Raw genomic sequence first — 15,589 nt, 5'->3', positions numbered from 1 at the left:
CCCCTCCGGTCGTTGAGCGAGGACGGCGAAGCCGACCGAGACGAAACGCGGTCCTCAGCGTGCCGGGATGTGCGAGTCGAGCCACGCCAGGATGTCGGCTCTGACCTCGTCCTGCTGGATCTCGTTGAAGATCTCGTGCCGGGCATCCGGATACACCAGGGTCGTGATGTCGGTGAGCCCCGATCTGGTGCGGTACTCGTCTGCGAGCCGGTGCACGCTGCGCGGACCGCCGACCGGGTCGTCGCGCCCCACCAGCAGCAGCATCGGGATGTCTCGACCGAGATCTTTGCGCGGGCGGCCGTAGAGCTTGGCCGCCTCGATCGGACCGAACAGCTTGAGCAGCGGCACATCGGTGGTCAGCGGGTCCTCGTCGAACTGCGTCCACACGGTCGGGTCGCGGCTGAGCCACTCCAGGCCGGTCGCCTCGGGTCCGGCCCAGCGCGCGTTCAACGGTGCGGCGTTGAGCGATCCCGGCATCCGCAGTGCCGACCCCGAGAGGATCACGGCGTCCCACGCCTCCGGGTGGTCGTTCACGAGCATCTGCGCGAGGAACGATCCCCAGGAATGCCCGAGCAGCACGAGAGGCAGGTCGGGATGATCGTCCTTGATGATGCCGGTGAGCTGCCAGACCGCCGCCTCGGCCGCGCGCAGCCCGCCTTTGCCGAGTCTGCCGAGACCTGCGGGGCCGCCGTGCTGACGGATGCCCGTGCGGCCGTGACCGCGGTGATCGTCGGCGTACACCGTGAAGCCGGCGCCGTTCAGCGCGGCGATGAGCGCGGGATACCGCCCCGCATGCTCGCCCACTCCGTGCAGCAGCTGCACGACCCCCCGCGCCTCACCCGCTGCGGGGTGCACGTCGTAGACGATGGCGATGCCGTGAGCATCCGTGAACTCGCGAGTATCCGTCACGCCCCCACCCTACTGACGGGAATCGGCGGTGTCAGCGCGCGAGCGCCGCCCGGCGTCAGCGCAGCAGTGCGTCGACCACCGACTGCGCGATCTCGAGATCGGTGACCTCGTACCCTCCGGCGCCGTCTGCGGCCGATCCCATGCGCACGTCGTCACGCGCCTGCCCTTCGGGTTCGCGCACCCTGCGCTTGGCCGAGAAATGCAGTGCGTCGATCCCCGTCTCGGCGAGGGCGGGCGCACTGTCCGCATCCACCCCGCTGCCCGCCATGACCTCGATCCCTCCCGCCGCCTCGGCGACGAGCGCGCGCAGCGTATCGACGCCGTCGATCGCCGCAGAGGCTCCCCCCGAGGTCAGCACGCGACGCAGTCCGAGCGAGCGAGCGGTCGCGAGGGTCGCGAGGGGATCGACCGTCACGTCGATCGCCCGGTGCAGGGTGACGGATGCTCCGCCCGCGGCGTCGCGCAGCCGGCGCATGGCCGGGATGTCGAGCATCCCGTCTGCGCCGAGAGCACCGATCACGACGCCGTCCGCGCCGGCTTCGATCGCCCGACGGACATCGCTCTCGGAGATCGCGATCTCATCCGCGGAGTAGACGAATCCCCCCGGTCGCGGCCGCACGAGCACGTGCACCTCGACTCCCACGGCGCGGGCGGCGTCGATCGAGAGGTCGAGAGTGGCGGGCGAGGGCGTGAGTCCGCCGAGTGCGAGTGCCTGCGCGAGCTCGACGCGCGCAGCGCCCACGGCTCCCGCGATGCGGACTCCGGTCGGGTCCTGCACGGCGAGCTCGAGGGCGACGGGTCGGGTCATGGGTCCATTCTGGCCTGTCGGGCACTGCGTCTCGGACGCGCGCTTCCCTTCGTCCGGGAAAATACTTAGACTGGCTAAGTAATGCCTGCGTCCGATGAATCCCTCCAGCTCACCGCGACCGACCTGCGCATGGCCGCTTTCCGACTCGCTCGACGCCTCCGCTGCGTCCGCGCCGTCGACGCGATGAGCGACGCCCAGCTCGCTGTTCTGGCCACTCTGCGCATGCACGGCCGACGCACGATCACCTCTCTCGCCGAGCGCGAGCGCGTCACGGCGCCGTCGATGACGAACATGATCAACGGTCTCGAAGAGCAGGGACTGGTCGTGCGCACGCCCGACGCCGAGGACAGACGGCGAGTGCAGGTCGACATCACGGACGCCGGGATCGCGATCGTGGCCGAGACGATCCACCGACGCGACGAGCTGCTCGCCGAGATGCTGGCCGAACTCGACTTCACGGAGCAGGAGCTCGCGACGCTGCGAGAAGCGAGCGCGTTGATGCGCAGGGTGGTCGAACGATGAGCGCCATGTTCCGTTCGTTCGCGAACGTCAACTACCGCATCTGGTTCGCCGGAGCGCTGGTCTCGAACGTCGGCGGGTGGATGCAGGCGACCGCCCAGGACTGGGTCGTGCTCACGGAACTGACCGACAACGACGCCGCGGCGATGGGCGTGACCATGGCACTGCAGTTCGGTCCTCCGCTCGTGCTCGTGAGTCTGACCGGATGGGTGGCCGATCGGTTCGAACGGCGGCGCATCCTGCTCGCCACGCAGAGCGCACTGCTGCTGCTCGCGATCGCCGTGGGTGTGCTGCTGTTGAGCGACGTCATGACGCTTCCGATGATGTTCGGGTTCGCGGCGGCCTTCGGCGTCGTGAACGCCTTCGACGCCCCCGCGCGGCAGGCCTTCGTCTCCGACATGGTCTCGTCGGGCGACACGTCGAACGCGGTCGCCCTCAACTCCGCGTCGTTCAACCTCGCCCGCATGATCGGTCCGGCCGTCGGCGGCCTCCTGATCGTCGCGATCGGCTCCGGCTGGGTGTTCATCGCGAACGCCGCGACCTTCCTCGCGATGCTCATCGCGCTCCTGATGCTGCGCACGGGCCAGCTCGCACCGCGCCCCAAGAACCGTCGCCCCGGCGGGCTCGCCGAGGGCTTCCGCTACGTGTGGGGCCGCAGCGACCTGCGCGTGGTCTTCGTGACCGTCTTCCTGATCGGCGCGTTCGGCATGAACTTCCCGATCTTCGCCTCGACGATGGCTCTGGAGTTCGGCGCGGGGGCAGACGGCTACGGCATCCTCAGCTCTGTCCTCGCGATCGGGTCGCTCGCGGGAGCCCTGCTGGCGGCCCGCCGCGACCGGGCGAGAGTGCGCGTCGTGATCCTCGCGGCCGGCGGCTTCGGCGTCGCGGCATTCGTCTCCGCCGCGATGCCGACGTACGTGAGCTACGCCGTGACCCTCACCTTCACCGGGTTCATGATCGTGACCCTGCTAACGACCGCGAACGGCTACGTGCAGATGACCACCGCTCCCGCGCTGCGCGGGCGCGTGCTGGCGCTCTACATGGCGGTGATCATGGGATCGACGCCGGTCGGCGCCCCGATCGCCGGATGGGTGGCCGACACCTTCGGCCCGCGCAGCGCGATCATGCTCGGCGGCACCGCGGGATTCGTCGCCTGCGCGATCGGCGCGATCTGGGTGTTCACCTCGGGTCGCCTGCACCGCGCCGAGAACAGCCGCTTCCTCATGACGCTCGACGAGACCCGGCCGCTCGACGTCGTGGAGAGGGCGGACGCCGAGGCCGCGCGCGCCGCGGAACCCGTGGAGTACACCGAGAAATCGGCCACGACCCCCATCCGCACCACGAAGGGCGACTGAGGGGCTCGTTCCGTCCTCGACGACACTCGGGCGGGTCGCGGAACCCGCCGCGGGCCGTTTGTCAACTCCCTGGGCCGATCGGACTCGTGCGCGTAGCGTGCGGCACATGGACCAGCACACAGGACGAACCCCTCACCCCGAGGAGCCTGCCGAGGGCTCCCGCGAGGCCACCCCCGAGCACAACACCGCGCCCGACGGCCAGAACGGCTCGGAATCGCACGGCGACGAACTCGAGGGCAACGCGCAGGGCGCAGCCCAGGGCGGCGCCCTTCAGGGCGACAGCTCGCATGGCGAATCCCCGCGCGGCGCACTGCAGGGCGATGCCCGTGAGGGCGACCCCCAGGGTGCGACGCAGGGCGGCGCACTGCAGGGCGACAGCTCGCACGGCGAATCCCCGCACGGCGCGATCCAGGGCGACGCGAGCCCCGACCGCGACGACGCGGCGCTCGGAGGCGATGAGAACACCGAGCAGCAGCTGACCGCCGACACGGATGTCGAGAAGGACACGCTGCGCACGCTCGACCCGGACGACGCGCCGGCCTGAGACGCGCCGAGAGCGCTCGAACCCCGGGGGGCTGGGGCGACGCACTCGGTCGTGACGATCGGAGGATCGGGGGCGATCCGCAGACGGGTCCGAGTGATCGATCTGCGGATCGCCTTTTCGTACGCTCCCGATCAGGCGCCGAGCACCAGCTTGAGCTGTTCGACGGCCCAGTCGAGTTCGGTCGCGCGGATCACGATCGGTGGCGCGATGCGGATCGTCTGGCCGTGCGTGTCCTTCACCAGCACCCCGCGATCGAGGAGCTTCTCCGCGATCTCGCGACCGGTGCCCCTCGCCGGATCGATGTCGACGCCCGCCCAGAGTCCGGCGATGCGCACCTCGGTGACGCCATGGCCCAGAAGCGGCGCGAGCGCGGCGGCGAGGTGCTCCCCGAGTGCGCGGGCGCGCTCCTGGAACTCCCCCGACTCGAGCATCTCGACCACGCGCAGTCCGACCGCGGCGGCCAGCGGGTTGCCGCCGAACGTCGACCCGTGCTCGCCGGGACGGATGACGCCGAGCACATCGGCGTTCCCCACGACGGCCGACACGGGGAGGATCCCGCCACCCAGCGCCTTGCCCAGCAGGTACAGGTCGGGCACGACGCCCTCACGATCGCACGCGAAGGTCTCGCCGACGCGGCCGAGCCCCGACTGGATCTCGTCGGCGATGAACAGCACGTTCCGCTCGTCGCAGATCTCGCGGATGCGGCGCAGGTATCCCTCCGGCGGGATCACCACCCCGCCCTCGCCCTGGATGGGCTCGATCAGCACGGCGGCGGTGTCGTCGGTGATGGCCGCGGCGACGGCATCCGCATCGCCGTAGGGCACCACGTCGAAACCCGGGGTGTACGGACCGAAGTCCGCCCGAGCCTCCTGATCGTCGCTGAAGCTGACGATCGTGGTGGTGCGTCCGTGGAAGTTGCCCGCCGCCACGATGATGCGCGCCCTGCCGTCGGCGATGCCCTTCACGCGGTATCCCCAGGCGCGCGCGACCTTGATGCCCGTCTCGACCGCCTCGGCGCCCGTGTTCATCGGCAGCACCATGTCTTTGCCCGCCAGGCCGGCCAGAGCCGCCGCGAAGGGCTCGAGCCGATCGCTCATGAAGGCACGGCTCGTGAGAGCGACGCGGCCGAGCTGTTCCGTCAGCGCCGCGACGATCGCCGGATGCCGGTGGCCGAAGTTCACCGCCGAGTACGCCGCGAGCAGGTCGAGGTAGCGCTTGCCCTCGACATCCGTCACCCATGCGCCGTCGCCGCGGGCGATGGTCACCGGGAGCGGGTGGTAGTTGTGCGCGACGTGCGGCTCGGCTGCGTCCGTGACCGAGCCCGTCTGCTGCGGGAGGGTCATGAGCGGCCGCGCAGTTCGAGCGTGCAGCACTTGATGCCGCCACCGCCGAGCAGCAGCTCGGAGAGGTCGATCATGATCGGGTTGTAGCCGCGCTCGCGCAGCTGCTTCTCGAAGCCCTTCGCCCGAGGCGAGATGATGACGTTGTATCCGTCGCTCGCCGAGTTCAGCCCGAAGACCGAGCCGTCCTCGTCGGACACGAGGATCGCGTCGGGGAAGCGCTCCTCGAGGATCGCGCGGCTGGCGTCGTCGAACGCTCCCGGGAGGTACGCGATGTTGGCGCGCTCGGGGCCGCCGTCGTCCGTGCCCTGCACGGGGTCGAGCACAGCGATCGCGGTGTCGAGGTGATAGAAGCGCGGGTCGACGAGGTTGAGCGACACGACCTCGCGACCGAAGACCTCGCCGACCTCACGGTGGCTGTCGCCGGTCGAGCGGAAACCCGTGCCCGCGAGGATCACATCGCCCACGAGCAGGAAGTCGCCCTCGCCCTCGTTGACCTCCTCGGGGATGACGGTGTCGTATCCCGCGGCGCGGAACCAGTCGGCGAACGCGGGGGCCTCACCCTGACGCTCGACGAAGCGGAACTTCGGCACGTAGGCGCGGCCGTCGATCAGGAATCCGCCGTTGGCCGTGTAGACCATGTCGGGGTAGCCGGCGAGGGGCTCGATGAGCTCGACCTCATGACCGAGTTCGAGGTACAGGTCGTGCAGCTTCTGCCACTGCTCGACAGCCCTGGCCGTGTCGGTGGGCTTCGACGGCTCCATCCACGGGTTGATCGAGTAGTTCACCGTGAAGTGCGACGGCTTGCACATCAGATAGCGACGGTGGTGTGCAGTGCGGACCGGGGCGACGGTCTCGGGTGCCGGCGCGGTGGTTTCGACAGTCATGGGGCTCCTCGAACGGGATGCGGCGGACGCTGTCCAGGGGCCCGGCGGTCCTTCGACCCGTGCCGCTCCGGAGGAGTCGGCGCTCGGGGAAGATGCGACTCGAGCACGCCGAGACCCATTCTGTCATCCGCTCCCTGCACGCCGCCAGAGCACCGAGCCCGGCCTCCCCCTCCCCCGCTTCGAATCGCTCACTTTGCAGATCTCGGGCGGCAGAATCTGCCAGGTGCGCTATTCGAAGGCGGCGTGGACGACGAGCTTGCCGACAGTGTGCCCTGCTTCGAGATGGGCGAGCGCTGCGGATGCCTCGTCGAAGCCGTACTCTCGCTCGATCACGGGCGCGATTCGCCCCTCGGCGGTGAGCTCGAGCAGCTTCGCGAGGATCTCGGGGCGCGGCGCCGCCGCCAGCGGACGGATGCGGCGATGCGACCCGATCGACAGGAACACCGCCTTGAGCATCCGCGGCACCGGCCCGAGCACGTGTCCTCCGTCGCCTGCCACGAGCACCACCGAACCGCCGGCGACGACGAGTCGCTGCAGTTCGCGCAGGCCGATGCCGCCGGCGATGTCGATGACCGCGTCGAAGTGCCCGGCCGGCAGATCGGCCAACGGAGACGTGCGGTGGTCGAAGGTGTGCACGGCGCCGAGGTGCTCGACGAGCCGCGAGTTGCGTTCGCCGCACGTGGCCCACACCTCGGCGCCGCGCAGCGCGGCTAGCTGCACCATGAACGTGCCGACTCCCCCGGAGGCGCCGATCACGAGGACACGGGGGACCTGCCCGGCCGTGTCGCCCCTGGCGTGGCGGAGCCCGACCCCTGCGAGGTCGAGGGCCTGCCAGGCGGTGCCGGCCGAGATCGTCAGGCATGCGGCGGTCGCGGAGGCGACGTCGGGCCGGACCGGCACGAGCCGCGCAGCGGGCACCGCGACGTGCGACGCGAGTCCGCCGCCCCCGGTGAGTTCGCCGACGACGCGTTCCCCGAGCTCAGCGCCTATCGCGTTCGGGCCCACCGCCACGACCGTGCCGGCGACCTCCATGCCGCGCACCGGGTATCTGGGGCGCGTCAGCCCGAAGACGGGTCGCACGATCAGCGGATCGCCGAGCATGAGACGCACGTCGCCGGCGTGCAGCGCGGTCGCCTCGACTCGCAGCACCACCTCCCCGCTCCGCGGCACGGGAACAGGTACCTGCTCCAGGCGGAAGCCGTCGGCTGAGCCGTAGGTCTCACGACGCCATGCCGGCATCATCTCGGTCATGTCACACCTCCGTGTTCGTGGGCTGCGGGTACTGGAACAGATCGTCGAGCCCCACCCCGAAGGCCCGTGCGATCTGGAACGCGAGCTCGAGCGACGGAGAGTACTTCTCCTGCTCGATCGCGATCAGCGTCTGCCGCGTCACTCCGATGCTGCGCGCGAGCTCGGCCTGGGTGAGCCCCGCGGCCTCGCGATGCGCGCGGATGCGATTGGAGACGAGGGTGGGCTTGACCATCAGACGAGTCCCCGACGGTAGGCGACGACCCTCGCGACGCTGCCGACCATCGCCGCGACGGCGAACCCGGCGAACATGGTGTTGGCGATCCAGAAGACGTCGGCGCCCACCGCGCACAGCGCGATCACGCCGAGCCCGGCGATCACGACGAAGGCCTGTTCGACGCGGCTGCCCATGCGACCGATGTCGCGGTCGCGGATGTCGGACTTCCCCACGCCGTCGGGGTCCTTCGCGCCCGCGATGATCCCCCACACGATGCTGAGCGCGATGGTCGCCACAATTCCGATGCCGATCGTCCACAGCATCGGCGGGAGCCAGTCGACCTCGGTCACCGGCCGGCCGACCGACTGCTGCACCATGACGACGACGTAACCGCCGATCACGAGCACCCCGACGATGAGACCCGCCCAGGCGTTGCGCTCTTCGTAGACCATGATGTCCCCCATGTCAAAGATTCTTGACATGACTGTAAGCCCGCATCCACCGCCGTGTCAAGAATTCTTTACACCGCTCCCTCAGGCGGGGTCACATCCGCTCCCTCAAGCGGGGCCACTTCCGCATCCACTCCCTCAAGCGGGGCCACTTCCGCATCCGAATAGGCCCGCTCCCGTGCGGAATCGACCCCGCCTGACGCGCGGGTGCAAAAGTGACCCCGCCTGACGCGCGGGTGCGGAACCGACCCCGCCCGGCCCGACTCCGGATGCGGCACCGAGGCGTCAGATGACCTCGGCGCTCCAGGCGTCGGGGTTGCCGTACCGGTGTGCGGTGATCGCGATGGCCTGTTCGTGCAGGAACGGCAGCAGCTCGATGCGCCCCGCAGACGTCACCTCGCCGTCGTACACCGCGAGATCGGGGTCGCCCTCGACGGCCACCGCGAGCGCCCTGTGCAGCGCCGCGACCGACGAGCGAGGACCCACGAGCCGCACGCGATCCGGGGTCGGCGTCTCGCGCAGTGCGTCGAGTGCCCCCGCCGATTCGCCGCGACCACGCACCCGCTCGATCCACTGGTCGTCACTCTCCATGAAGACCGTGGCTCCGAGAGCGCCCAGCGCGCGCCTGACCTCGGGCGGCAGGCCGACCGGAGTCGAGAGCACGAAACCGGCGCCCGCCCGCACCGCCGCCACGACGACGCGCAGCAGCTCCTGCCATCCGGCATCCGCCGTCGCCCTGATCTCGACCGCGACGGGCCGGTAACGGAAGAGGTTGCGCTCGATGCCCAGGTGCGACACGTCGCGCACCTGACCGAACTCGCGATCCCAGGCGAGCGCGTCCGACAGCGCGGAGCGCCTGAGCCATTCGAACGCCTCGTAGCCGAGGGAGGGCTGAGCCGCTTCGATCAACTCCGTGATGCGCGAATCGAGTCCTCGCAGGTGCAGAGTGCTCGACACGGGTCCCGTCGCCTGCGATCGCCAGGTTCCGAGTCCGATCAGATAGTTCGGGCCGCCGGCCTTCGCCCCGGGACCCACCGACGACCTCTTCCAGCCCCCGAACGGCTGCCGCTGCACGATGGCGCCCGTGATACCCCGGTTCACATAGAGGTTGCCGGCCTGCACCGCGTCGAGCCACAGTGCCAGGTCGGCGGGGTCCTGCGTGTGGAGCCCCGCGGTCAGCCCATACGCCACGGCGTTCTGGAGCTCGATCGCGCGCTCGAGCGTCGGCGCGTGCATGACCCCGAGCACCGGACCGAAGAACTCCTCGGTGTGGAAGCGCGATCCGGGCTGCACGCCGACACGGATGCCGGGGCGCCAGATCCTTCCGGTCGGATCGTCGACCGAGACCGCGGGTTCGATGAGCCAGCGCTCCTCGCCCTCGAGTTCGGTGAGTGCCCACGCGAGCTTGCCCTGCGGCCGCTCGATCACCGGTCCCACCTCGGCGAGCGGGTCTGTGGGCGGGCCGATGCGCAGCGATCGCGTGGCATCCGCGAGCTGCCGGGCGAAGCGCTGCGAACGCCCGACGGGTCCGACGAGGATCGCCAGCGACGCGGCGGAGCACTTCTGCCCCGCGTGACCGAACGCGCTGCGCACCAGGCCGGATGCCGCGAGGTCGAGGTCGGCCGACGGAGTGATGATCATGGCGTTCTTGCCGCTCGTCTCGGCGAGCAGCGGCAGGTCGGGCCGCCACGAGCGGAACAGCGCCGCCGTCTCCCACGACCCGGTGAGGATGACGCGGTCGACCGCCTCGTGCGAGATGAGGGCGCGCCCGAGATCGCCCTCCTCGATGTCGACGAGCGCGAGCACGTCGCGCGGGATCCCCGCCTGCCAGAGCGTCTCGGCGATCACCGCAGCGCAGCGGCGCGCCTGAGGAGCCGGCTTGAAGACCACGCCCGACCCTGCGGCGAGCGCGGCGAGGACACCCCCGGCGGGGATCGCGAGGGGGAAGTTCCACGGCGGAGTCACGACGGTGACGCGGGCGGGCTCGAAGACCGCGCCGGGCACCGCATCCAGCTCTCTCGCCTTCGCCGCGTAGTAGCGGGCGAAGTCGACCGCTTCGCTGACCTCGACGTCGGCTTCGGCGAACACCTTGCCGGTCTCGGATGCGGCGACCTCGATCATCGCGCCGCGCTGCGCCTCGAGCGCGGCGGCGGCGCGCAGCAGCACCTCGGCGCGCTCCGTGGCGGGGCGGGCTCCCCACAGCGACCCGCCGTCACGGACATGGACGATCGTCTCCTCGAGCGCGGAGAGGTCGTCGATGCGTGCCGCGGCGATCATCGCGGCACCGAGGTCGGAGTCCGCGATGCGGGCGTGTATCCCGCGCGCCCAGTCGCGGTTGGCCGGGAGCGAGGGGTCCGTGTCGGGAGTGTTCGTGAAGCCCGGTGCGCCGCCGGCACCGCCTCGCATGCCGTCGGGGTCGGCCTCGAGCTCACGCGGCGCGTAGACCGCGGTCTCGAGAAAAGGCTCGCCGGAGTCCTCGGACCCGCGAGCGATCCCCAGGACCGCCTGGGTGAGCCCCTCCTCGGGTGCGGGTGCGACCGGTACGGCGCGCAGGGATTCGTGCACGGGTGCCTGTCGATCCTGTGTGCGCAGCGCCCCCACGTGCAGCGTCGGCGACGTCGAGCGTCGCAGCGCGTCGACGAAGCGATCGCGTTCTCGGGCGAAGAGCGCGGCGTCCTCATCGAGTCGGAATGCCGCGGACAGGAAGTTGTCGGACGAGGCGTTCTCCTCCAGACGCCGCACGAGATAGCTGATCGCGACGTCGAATTCGGCGGGGTTCACGACCGGCACGTACAGCAGCACCTCGCCGACCTCGCGCGACACGGCCTGCACCTGCCCCTGCGCCATGCCGAGCAGCATCTCGAACTCCACGAGCGGCTGTCCCGAGGTCGCACCCGTCGCGACGCCTCGTTCGTTCGCGAGCAGCCACGCATAGGCGATGCCGAACAGGTTGTGTCCCGCGACGCCGATGCGCACCGCTTCGAGGTTCTCGGGGCGAAGTGCCCAGTCGAGGCAGCGCAGATAGTTGGCGTCGGTGTCGAGCTTGGTGTCGTACGTCGCCTGGGCCCAGCCGTGCATGCGGGCCTCGACGCGCTCCATCGCCAGGTTCGCTCCCTTGACGAGGCGCACCTTGATCGGGGCGCCGCCGTGCTCGACGCGTTCCCGTGCCCACGCGGTGAGCTGCTGCAGCGCCGGCAGCGCATCGGGAAGATACGCCTGCAGCACGATGCCGGCTTCGAGTCCGTGCAGCCGCGGATCCTCGAGAAGCCGTGTGAACGCCGCGATCGTCAGGTCGAGATCGCGGTACTCCTCCATGTCGAGGTTGATGAAGGTGCCGTCCGTGGCCGCCGTCAGATACAGCGGGAGCAGCCGCGCGACCACCTCGTCGACGATCTGATCGAACGCCCACATGGAGATGTGGCTGAGGATCGCCGACACCTTGACAGACACGTAGTCGACGTCGGGTCGGCCGATGAGCTCGTGGATGCCGTCGAGGCGCCGCTGGGCCTCGCTCTCGCCGAGCACCGCCTCTCCGAGCAGGTTCAGGTTGAGCCGAGCGCCGGATTCGCGGATCTTGGTGATCGCCGGTCCGAGCTTGGCGGGGCGGGCGTCGACGACGAGGTGACCGACCATCTCACGGAGCACCCTGCGCGCGATCGGCACGACGGGAGTCGGGAGGATCGGCGCGACACCGCCGCCGATGCGCACCGCCGACCGCAGGTACCAGGGGAGGAACTCCGGCACGATCGGCGCGATGCGATGGAGTCGGGATGCCGCCGCGCTGAGGCTCTCGGGTCGCATGACCCCGTCGACGAAGCCCAGGGTGAACGGGAGCCCGTTGACGTCCTGCAGCACCCCCGCAAGCCGCTCGGCGGCGGGGTCGACGTCGGCGGCCGCCGCCTCGGTCACCCATCGCCGAGCCAGCTCGACTGCTCGGTCCGCGAGCGGCGCGGAGTCGGCATCCGCGGGGAGCGACATGTCTGCCATGGCCTCAGCCTAGAACCGAGATGCAGGCATGCCGTTGAGCGACGGGCGGGGATCCGCACCCGCGTGCGTCCGGTTCGTGGGGCGGCTGCGCGATCGACCGGCACGAGATCGCGGAGAAGGCGCACGCACGGACGCCCGCGCGGCGGAGACGTGAGCGCTAGCGTGCGGCGAGGAGCGGCGCGTAGCCCTCGCGGTAGGTCGGATACCGCAGCTCGCCCAGCAGCTCGAGCAACAGACTTCCGTCGAGCACGGTCCCTCCGCCCGACGGTTCGGCCGCCGGCGGAGGCGCCACCCCGAGCCCGGCCGCGATGAACCCCACGACGTCGCCGAGCGGTACCGGCTCGCGGTCGACGCCGTGCACGAGCGGCGGCGGCGTGGCCGCCCGCAGCAGCACGTCGAGAAGCCGTACGACATCCGTCTCGTGGATGCGGTTCGTGCGGCGCGTGACGTCCATGGCGTCTCCCGCGAGCACCCGGCGTACGACCGATTCACGCCCGGGTCCGTAGATCCCGGCGGGCCGCACGATCACGGCGTCGAGCAGCTCGCGAGCCAGCCTCTCCCCCTCGACCAGGGCCGCGCCCCCCGGCGTCGTGGTCGCCGGCTCGTCGCGCTCGGTCAACGGCACGGGCCCCGGCCGCCCCTCGAACACGCGCGTCGACGATACGAACACGACCCGCGACGGCGCCGAGGGCAGCGCATCCGCGATCGCTCGCAGGGCCAGCGGATAGATCGACCCGCGATCGGACTCGGCGCGGCTGGGCGGCAGGGTGATCACGACCGAATCGACCTCCGGGAGCGGCTGAGCGAGCGGCCTCTCGAGGTCGGCGGCGATCGTGCGGAAACCCGCCGGCAGCCCGTTCGCCGTGCGCCGGATCGCGACGACCTCTCCCCCGCGCGCGACGAGCTCCTCACCCAGGCGCACACCGATCTTGCCGCATCCGACCAGGAGCGTGCGGCCCGGTTCGCGCGCGTCGATCCCCCACCGAGAGGTCATGCTCAGCTCCACACGCTCGGTGCCGCAGCACGCGTAGGAGGAAGCGCGGATGCCACAGCCCAGTCGTGCACCCACGCGTCGATCTCGGGCACCCCCTCGGGCTTTCCGACCGCGGCGAAGAGCTCCTCGTTGCTCACGGTGCCGCCGGTGCGGCGCAGCATGCGCGACCGGACGATCGCGCGGGCGTAGACCTCTCCGCGCACCACCGCGCGATGTTCGAGGAACACCGCTTTGTCGTCGTGTCCGATGAACCTCGACTGCACCTCGAAGCGCTGCCACAGCTGCAGCGACTTGCGGAAGGTGATCGTCTCGCTCGACACCACCGCATACCAGCCGCGGTCCTTCATCGCGTCGAAGAGGCCGGTGCGGATCAGCAGGTCCCAGCGACCCAGGTCGAACAGCGAGAGGTAGCGGCCGTTGTTCATGTGGCGCAGGATGTCGATGTCCGTCGGCAGCGTCGTCAGCGTCACCGAGCTCACGGACGCAGGGTCGAGAGTCTTCCCCCGCCGCACGCGGCGACGGGCGGAGAGGACCACGAGCAGGGTGCGCCAGATCACGTTCACGAGACTCGATCGTAGCCTTCGGCGCACGAACCCCGAATTTCTTTGTTCGACACCTCCAGCGTCCCGAATCCGGCCTTCTGCCGCATCCGCTCGATTTCCTGTTCCCGAAAGCCGCGCGTAGAGTCGCGCTATGAGCGCCGAAGCCCAGCCTGAAGTCATCGTCCGTCCGGTCCGTGATGTGGATGCGGAAGCCCTGGGTCGCGTGCATGCGCAGTGCTGGCACGAGACCTACGACCACCTGATCAGCAAGGCCGCCCTCGAGAAGGTGTCGCCCCGCCGCATGGCCGAGCTGTGGACGCACTGGGCCGCTCAAGGGCCCGACTTCACGATGAAGGCGGCGCTCGTCGACGGAGAGATCGTCGGATTCGCAGGATCCGGACCCGCCCGCGACAAGGACGCTCCGTCGATGCGCGAGCTCTACTTCATCTATCTCCTCGACGCCTTCCACGGCACCGGCATCGGCCAGAAGCTGTTCGACGCCGCGGTCGAGACCGACGAACCGCTCTACCTCTGGGTGGCCGAGGACAACCCCCGCGCGCACCGCTTCTACACGCGCAACGGCTTCACGCTCGACGGCGCCACCCACACCGAGCCCTTCCTCGGCGAGACGCTGACCGAGGTGCGCTTCGTGCGCTGAGTCCAGCCGGCGCACGCGTCGAGACCCGTGACATCCCGCGAGACCCGCCTCCTGCAGGCGGGTCTCGCTGCGTGATACGGGTCTCTCGGCGAGACCGACGGGCAGTGCCGAGACCGAGCCTCAGCGCCCCGAGACGGTGCCGAAGAGCTTGGCGATCGGTGCGATGACCAGAGGACGAGCAGCGGCCCACCCCGCGGCGATCACCACAAGCGACGCCACGAACACCCAGAACCCGGTCCAGGTCACGGCGTCCTGCGCGGCGTACATGTGGTTGAGGTTGCGCAGGAATCCGGTCAGCATCACGAGCGCGACGTGCACCGCGATGAACGCGACGAAGTACAGCATCACCGGGAAGTGCAGCGCACGCGCCCACTCGATCGGGTAGGCCTTCGACAGTCGTTCGGCCCTCTTCGGCCACATCCCCGACATCCGGAACCCCGTCACCGCGGCGAGGGGAGCCGCGATGAACACGGTCGTGAAGTACGCGAGCTGCTGCAGGCCGTTGTAGTTGTTCCAGCCGTTCTCGTGCGGCCAGTCGAACGAGACGTACTGCAGCGCCGCCGACAGGGCGTTCGGGAAGACCTCCCAGCTGGTGGGCACGATGCGCGCCCAGTGCCCCGTCGTGAACAGCAGCACCACGAAGATCACGCCGTTGACGAGCCACAGCACATCGAGCGCCTGGTGGAACCAGATGGTCAGACTGACCTTGCCCTTGGGGTTGTTCCGGGGGGTCCAGAACGCGGCCGGCCGCTTCTCGCTGCGGATGCGCAGACCCGAGCGGATGATCAGCACCATCAGGAACACGTTGAAGAAGTGCGCCCAGTTGACCCAGGGCGCGAACCCGGGCTCGACATGCACGGCGGGTTCGTATTCGCCGGGGAACGCGACGAGGAAGTCCTGCATGAACGGCAGGCTCAGCAGCGTGCGCACGAACGCGACGGCGGCGCCGGCCAGGATGCCGAGGGCCGCGGCCCCGAGCAGCCCCGCGATGGCCTGGGTCCAGGTGGGGCGACGGACGGATTCCGCCTCGACTGCCGCTGCGGGGATCTTCCGTGGGGCGGTGCCGTTCCAGACGGTGCGGGTGAACGGCAGCGGAACACTCGCGTCGACTGCCACGACCGCCGCTCTCGCA

Annotated in this window: 15 protein-coding genes; 4 read left to right on the top strand and 11 right to left on the bottom strand. The window is 70.2% G+C overall.

The genetic code is table 11. From position 1 onward, the window contains the following. Positions 1-54: 54 nt before the first annotated feature. Together RWO82_RS11585 and RWO82_RS11580 are read right to left on the bottom strand one after the other, a co-directional pair. Positions 55-909, bottom strand: coding sequence for an alpha/beta hydrolase (locus RWO82_RS11585; RefSeq protein ID WP_314427095.1), 855 nt, complete (start codon positions 907-909; stop codon positions 55-57). A gap of 55 nt (positions 910-964) precedes the next feature. After that, a complete protein-coding gene (locus RWO82_RS11580; RefSeq protein ID WP_314427092.1) occupies positions 965-1,717 on the bottom strand; it encodes a copper homeostasis protein CutC in 753 nt (250 codons plus the stop codon). Positions 1,718-1,798: 81 nt separating this feature from the next. Here RWO82_RS11580 and RWO82_RS11575 point away from each other — a divergent pair, with 81 nt between their 5' ends. The 3 genes from RWO82_RS11575 to RWO82_RS11565 all read left to right on the top strand — a co-directional run bounded on the left by RWO82_RS11575 (position 1,799) and on the right by RWO82_RS11565 (position 4,135). Further along, positions 1,799-2,239, top strand: a complete 441-nt coding sequence (locus tag RWO82_RS11575) for a MarR family transcriptional regulator (RefSeq protein ID WP_314427088.1) — start codon at positions 1,799-1,801, stop codon at positions 2,237-2,239. 5 nt (positions 2,240-2,244) lie between these two features. Further along, positions 2,245-3,591, top strand: coding sequence for an MFS transporter (locus RWO82_RS11570; protein WP_314427085.1), 1,347 nt, complete (start codon positions 2,245-2,247; stop codon positions 3,589-3,591). A gap of 106 nt (positions 3,592-3,697) precedes the next feature. Next, the gene (locus RWO82_RS11565; protein WP_314427083.1) at positions 3,698-4,135 is read left to right on the top strand and encodes a hypothetical protein; all 438 of its coding nucleotides are present in this window, start codon (positions 3,698-3,700) and stop codon (positions 4,133-4,135) included. Between the two features lie 131 nt (positions 4,136-4,266). Here RWO82_RS11565 and rocD read toward each other — a convergent pair whose 3' ends face one another. From rocD to RWO82_RS11525, 8 genes are all read right to left on the bottom strand, one after another. Beyond that, positions 4,267-5,478, bottom strand: coding sequence for an ornithine--oxo-acid transaminase (gene rocD / locus RWO82_RS11560; RefSeq protein ID WP_314427081.1), 1,212 nt, complete (start codon positions 5,476-5,478; stop codon positions 4,267-4,269). Next, positions 5,475-6,362 (bottom strand): dimethylargininase, encoded by an 888-nt coding sequence (gene ddaH / locus RWO82_RS11555; RefSeq protein WP_314427078.1) that lies wholly within the window; start codon positions 6,360-6,362, stop codon positions 5,475-5,477. Before ddaH ends, rocD begins: the two co-directional genes overlap by 4 nt. Positions 6,363-6,590: 228 nt before the next feature. Further along, complete coding sequence (locus tag RWO82_RS11550) at positions 6,591-7,613, bottom strand: NAD(P)-dependent alcohol dehydrogenase (protein ID WP_314427076.1); 1,023 nt, start codon at positions 7,611-7,613, stop codon at positions 6,591-6,593. 1 nt (position 7,614) lies between these two features. Continuing rightward, a complete protein-coding gene (locus RWO82_RS11545) occupies positions 7,615-7,845 on the bottom strand; it encodes a helix-turn-helix transcriptional regulator (RefSeq protein WP_314427074.1) in 231 nt (76 codons plus the stop codon). Beyond that, a complete protein-coding gene (locus RWO82_RS11540; RefSeq protein ID WP_314427072.1) occupies positions 7,845-8,291 on the bottom strand; it encodes a hypothetical protein in 447 nt (148 codons plus the stop codon). The genes RWO82_RS11545 and RWO82_RS11540 overlap by 1 nt, the downstream gene beginning before the upstream one ends. 270 nt (positions 8,292-8,561) lie before the next feature. Then, the gene (locus RWO82_RS11535) at positions 8,562-12,263 is read right to left on the bottom strand and encodes a bifunctional proline dehydrogenase/L-glutamate gamma-semialdehyde dehydrogenase (RefSeq protein ID WP_314427070.1); all 3,702 of its coding nucleotides are present in this window, start codon (positions 12,261-12,263) and stop codon (positions 8,562-8,564) included. A gap of 157 nt (positions 12,264-12,420) precedes the next feature. Continuing rightward, positions 12,421-13,257 carry an NAD(P)H-binding protein gene (locus RWO82_RS11530; protein WP_314427068.1) on the bottom strand — a complete coding sequence of 279 codons (837 nt, stop codon included), beginning with the start codon at positions 13,255-13,257 and terminating at the stop codon, positions 12,421-12,423. A 2-nt stretch (positions 13,258-13,259) separates the two neighbouring features. Next, the gene (locus tag RWO82_RS11525) at positions 13,260-13,820 is read right to left on the bottom strand and encodes an acyl-CoA thioesterase (RefSeq protein ID WP_314427066.1); all 561 of its coding nucleotides are present in this window, start codon (positions 13,818-13,820) and stop codon (positions 13,260-13,262) included. A gap of 130 nt (positions 13,821-13,950) precedes the next feature. Here RWO82_RS11525 and RWO82_RS11520 point away from each other — a divergent pair, with 130 nt between their 5' ends. After that, entirely contained in the window at positions 13,951-14,457 is a 507-nt protein-coding gene (locus RWO82_RS11520) for a GNAT family N-acetyltransferase (RefSeq protein WP_314427064.1), read from the top strand. Positions 14,458-14,577: 120 nt separating this feature from the next. Here RWO82_RS11520 and RWO82_RS11515 read toward each other — a convergent pair. Further along, positions 14,578-15,589 (bottom strand): cytochrome b/b6 domain-containing protein (locus RWO82_RS11515; RefSeq protein WP_314427061.1); only part of this gene is annotated, 1,012 nt, incomplete at its 5' end.

Source organism: uncultured Microbacterium sp. (assembly GCF_963521645.1).
In the GTDB taxonomy this organism is placed as follows: domain Bacteria; phylum Actinomycetota; class Actinomycetes; order Actinomycetales; family Microbacteriaceae; genus Microbacterium.
The sequence above is the reverse complement of the archived record's forward strand: the minus strand, read 5'-3'. Positions and strand labels throughout refer to the sequence as shown.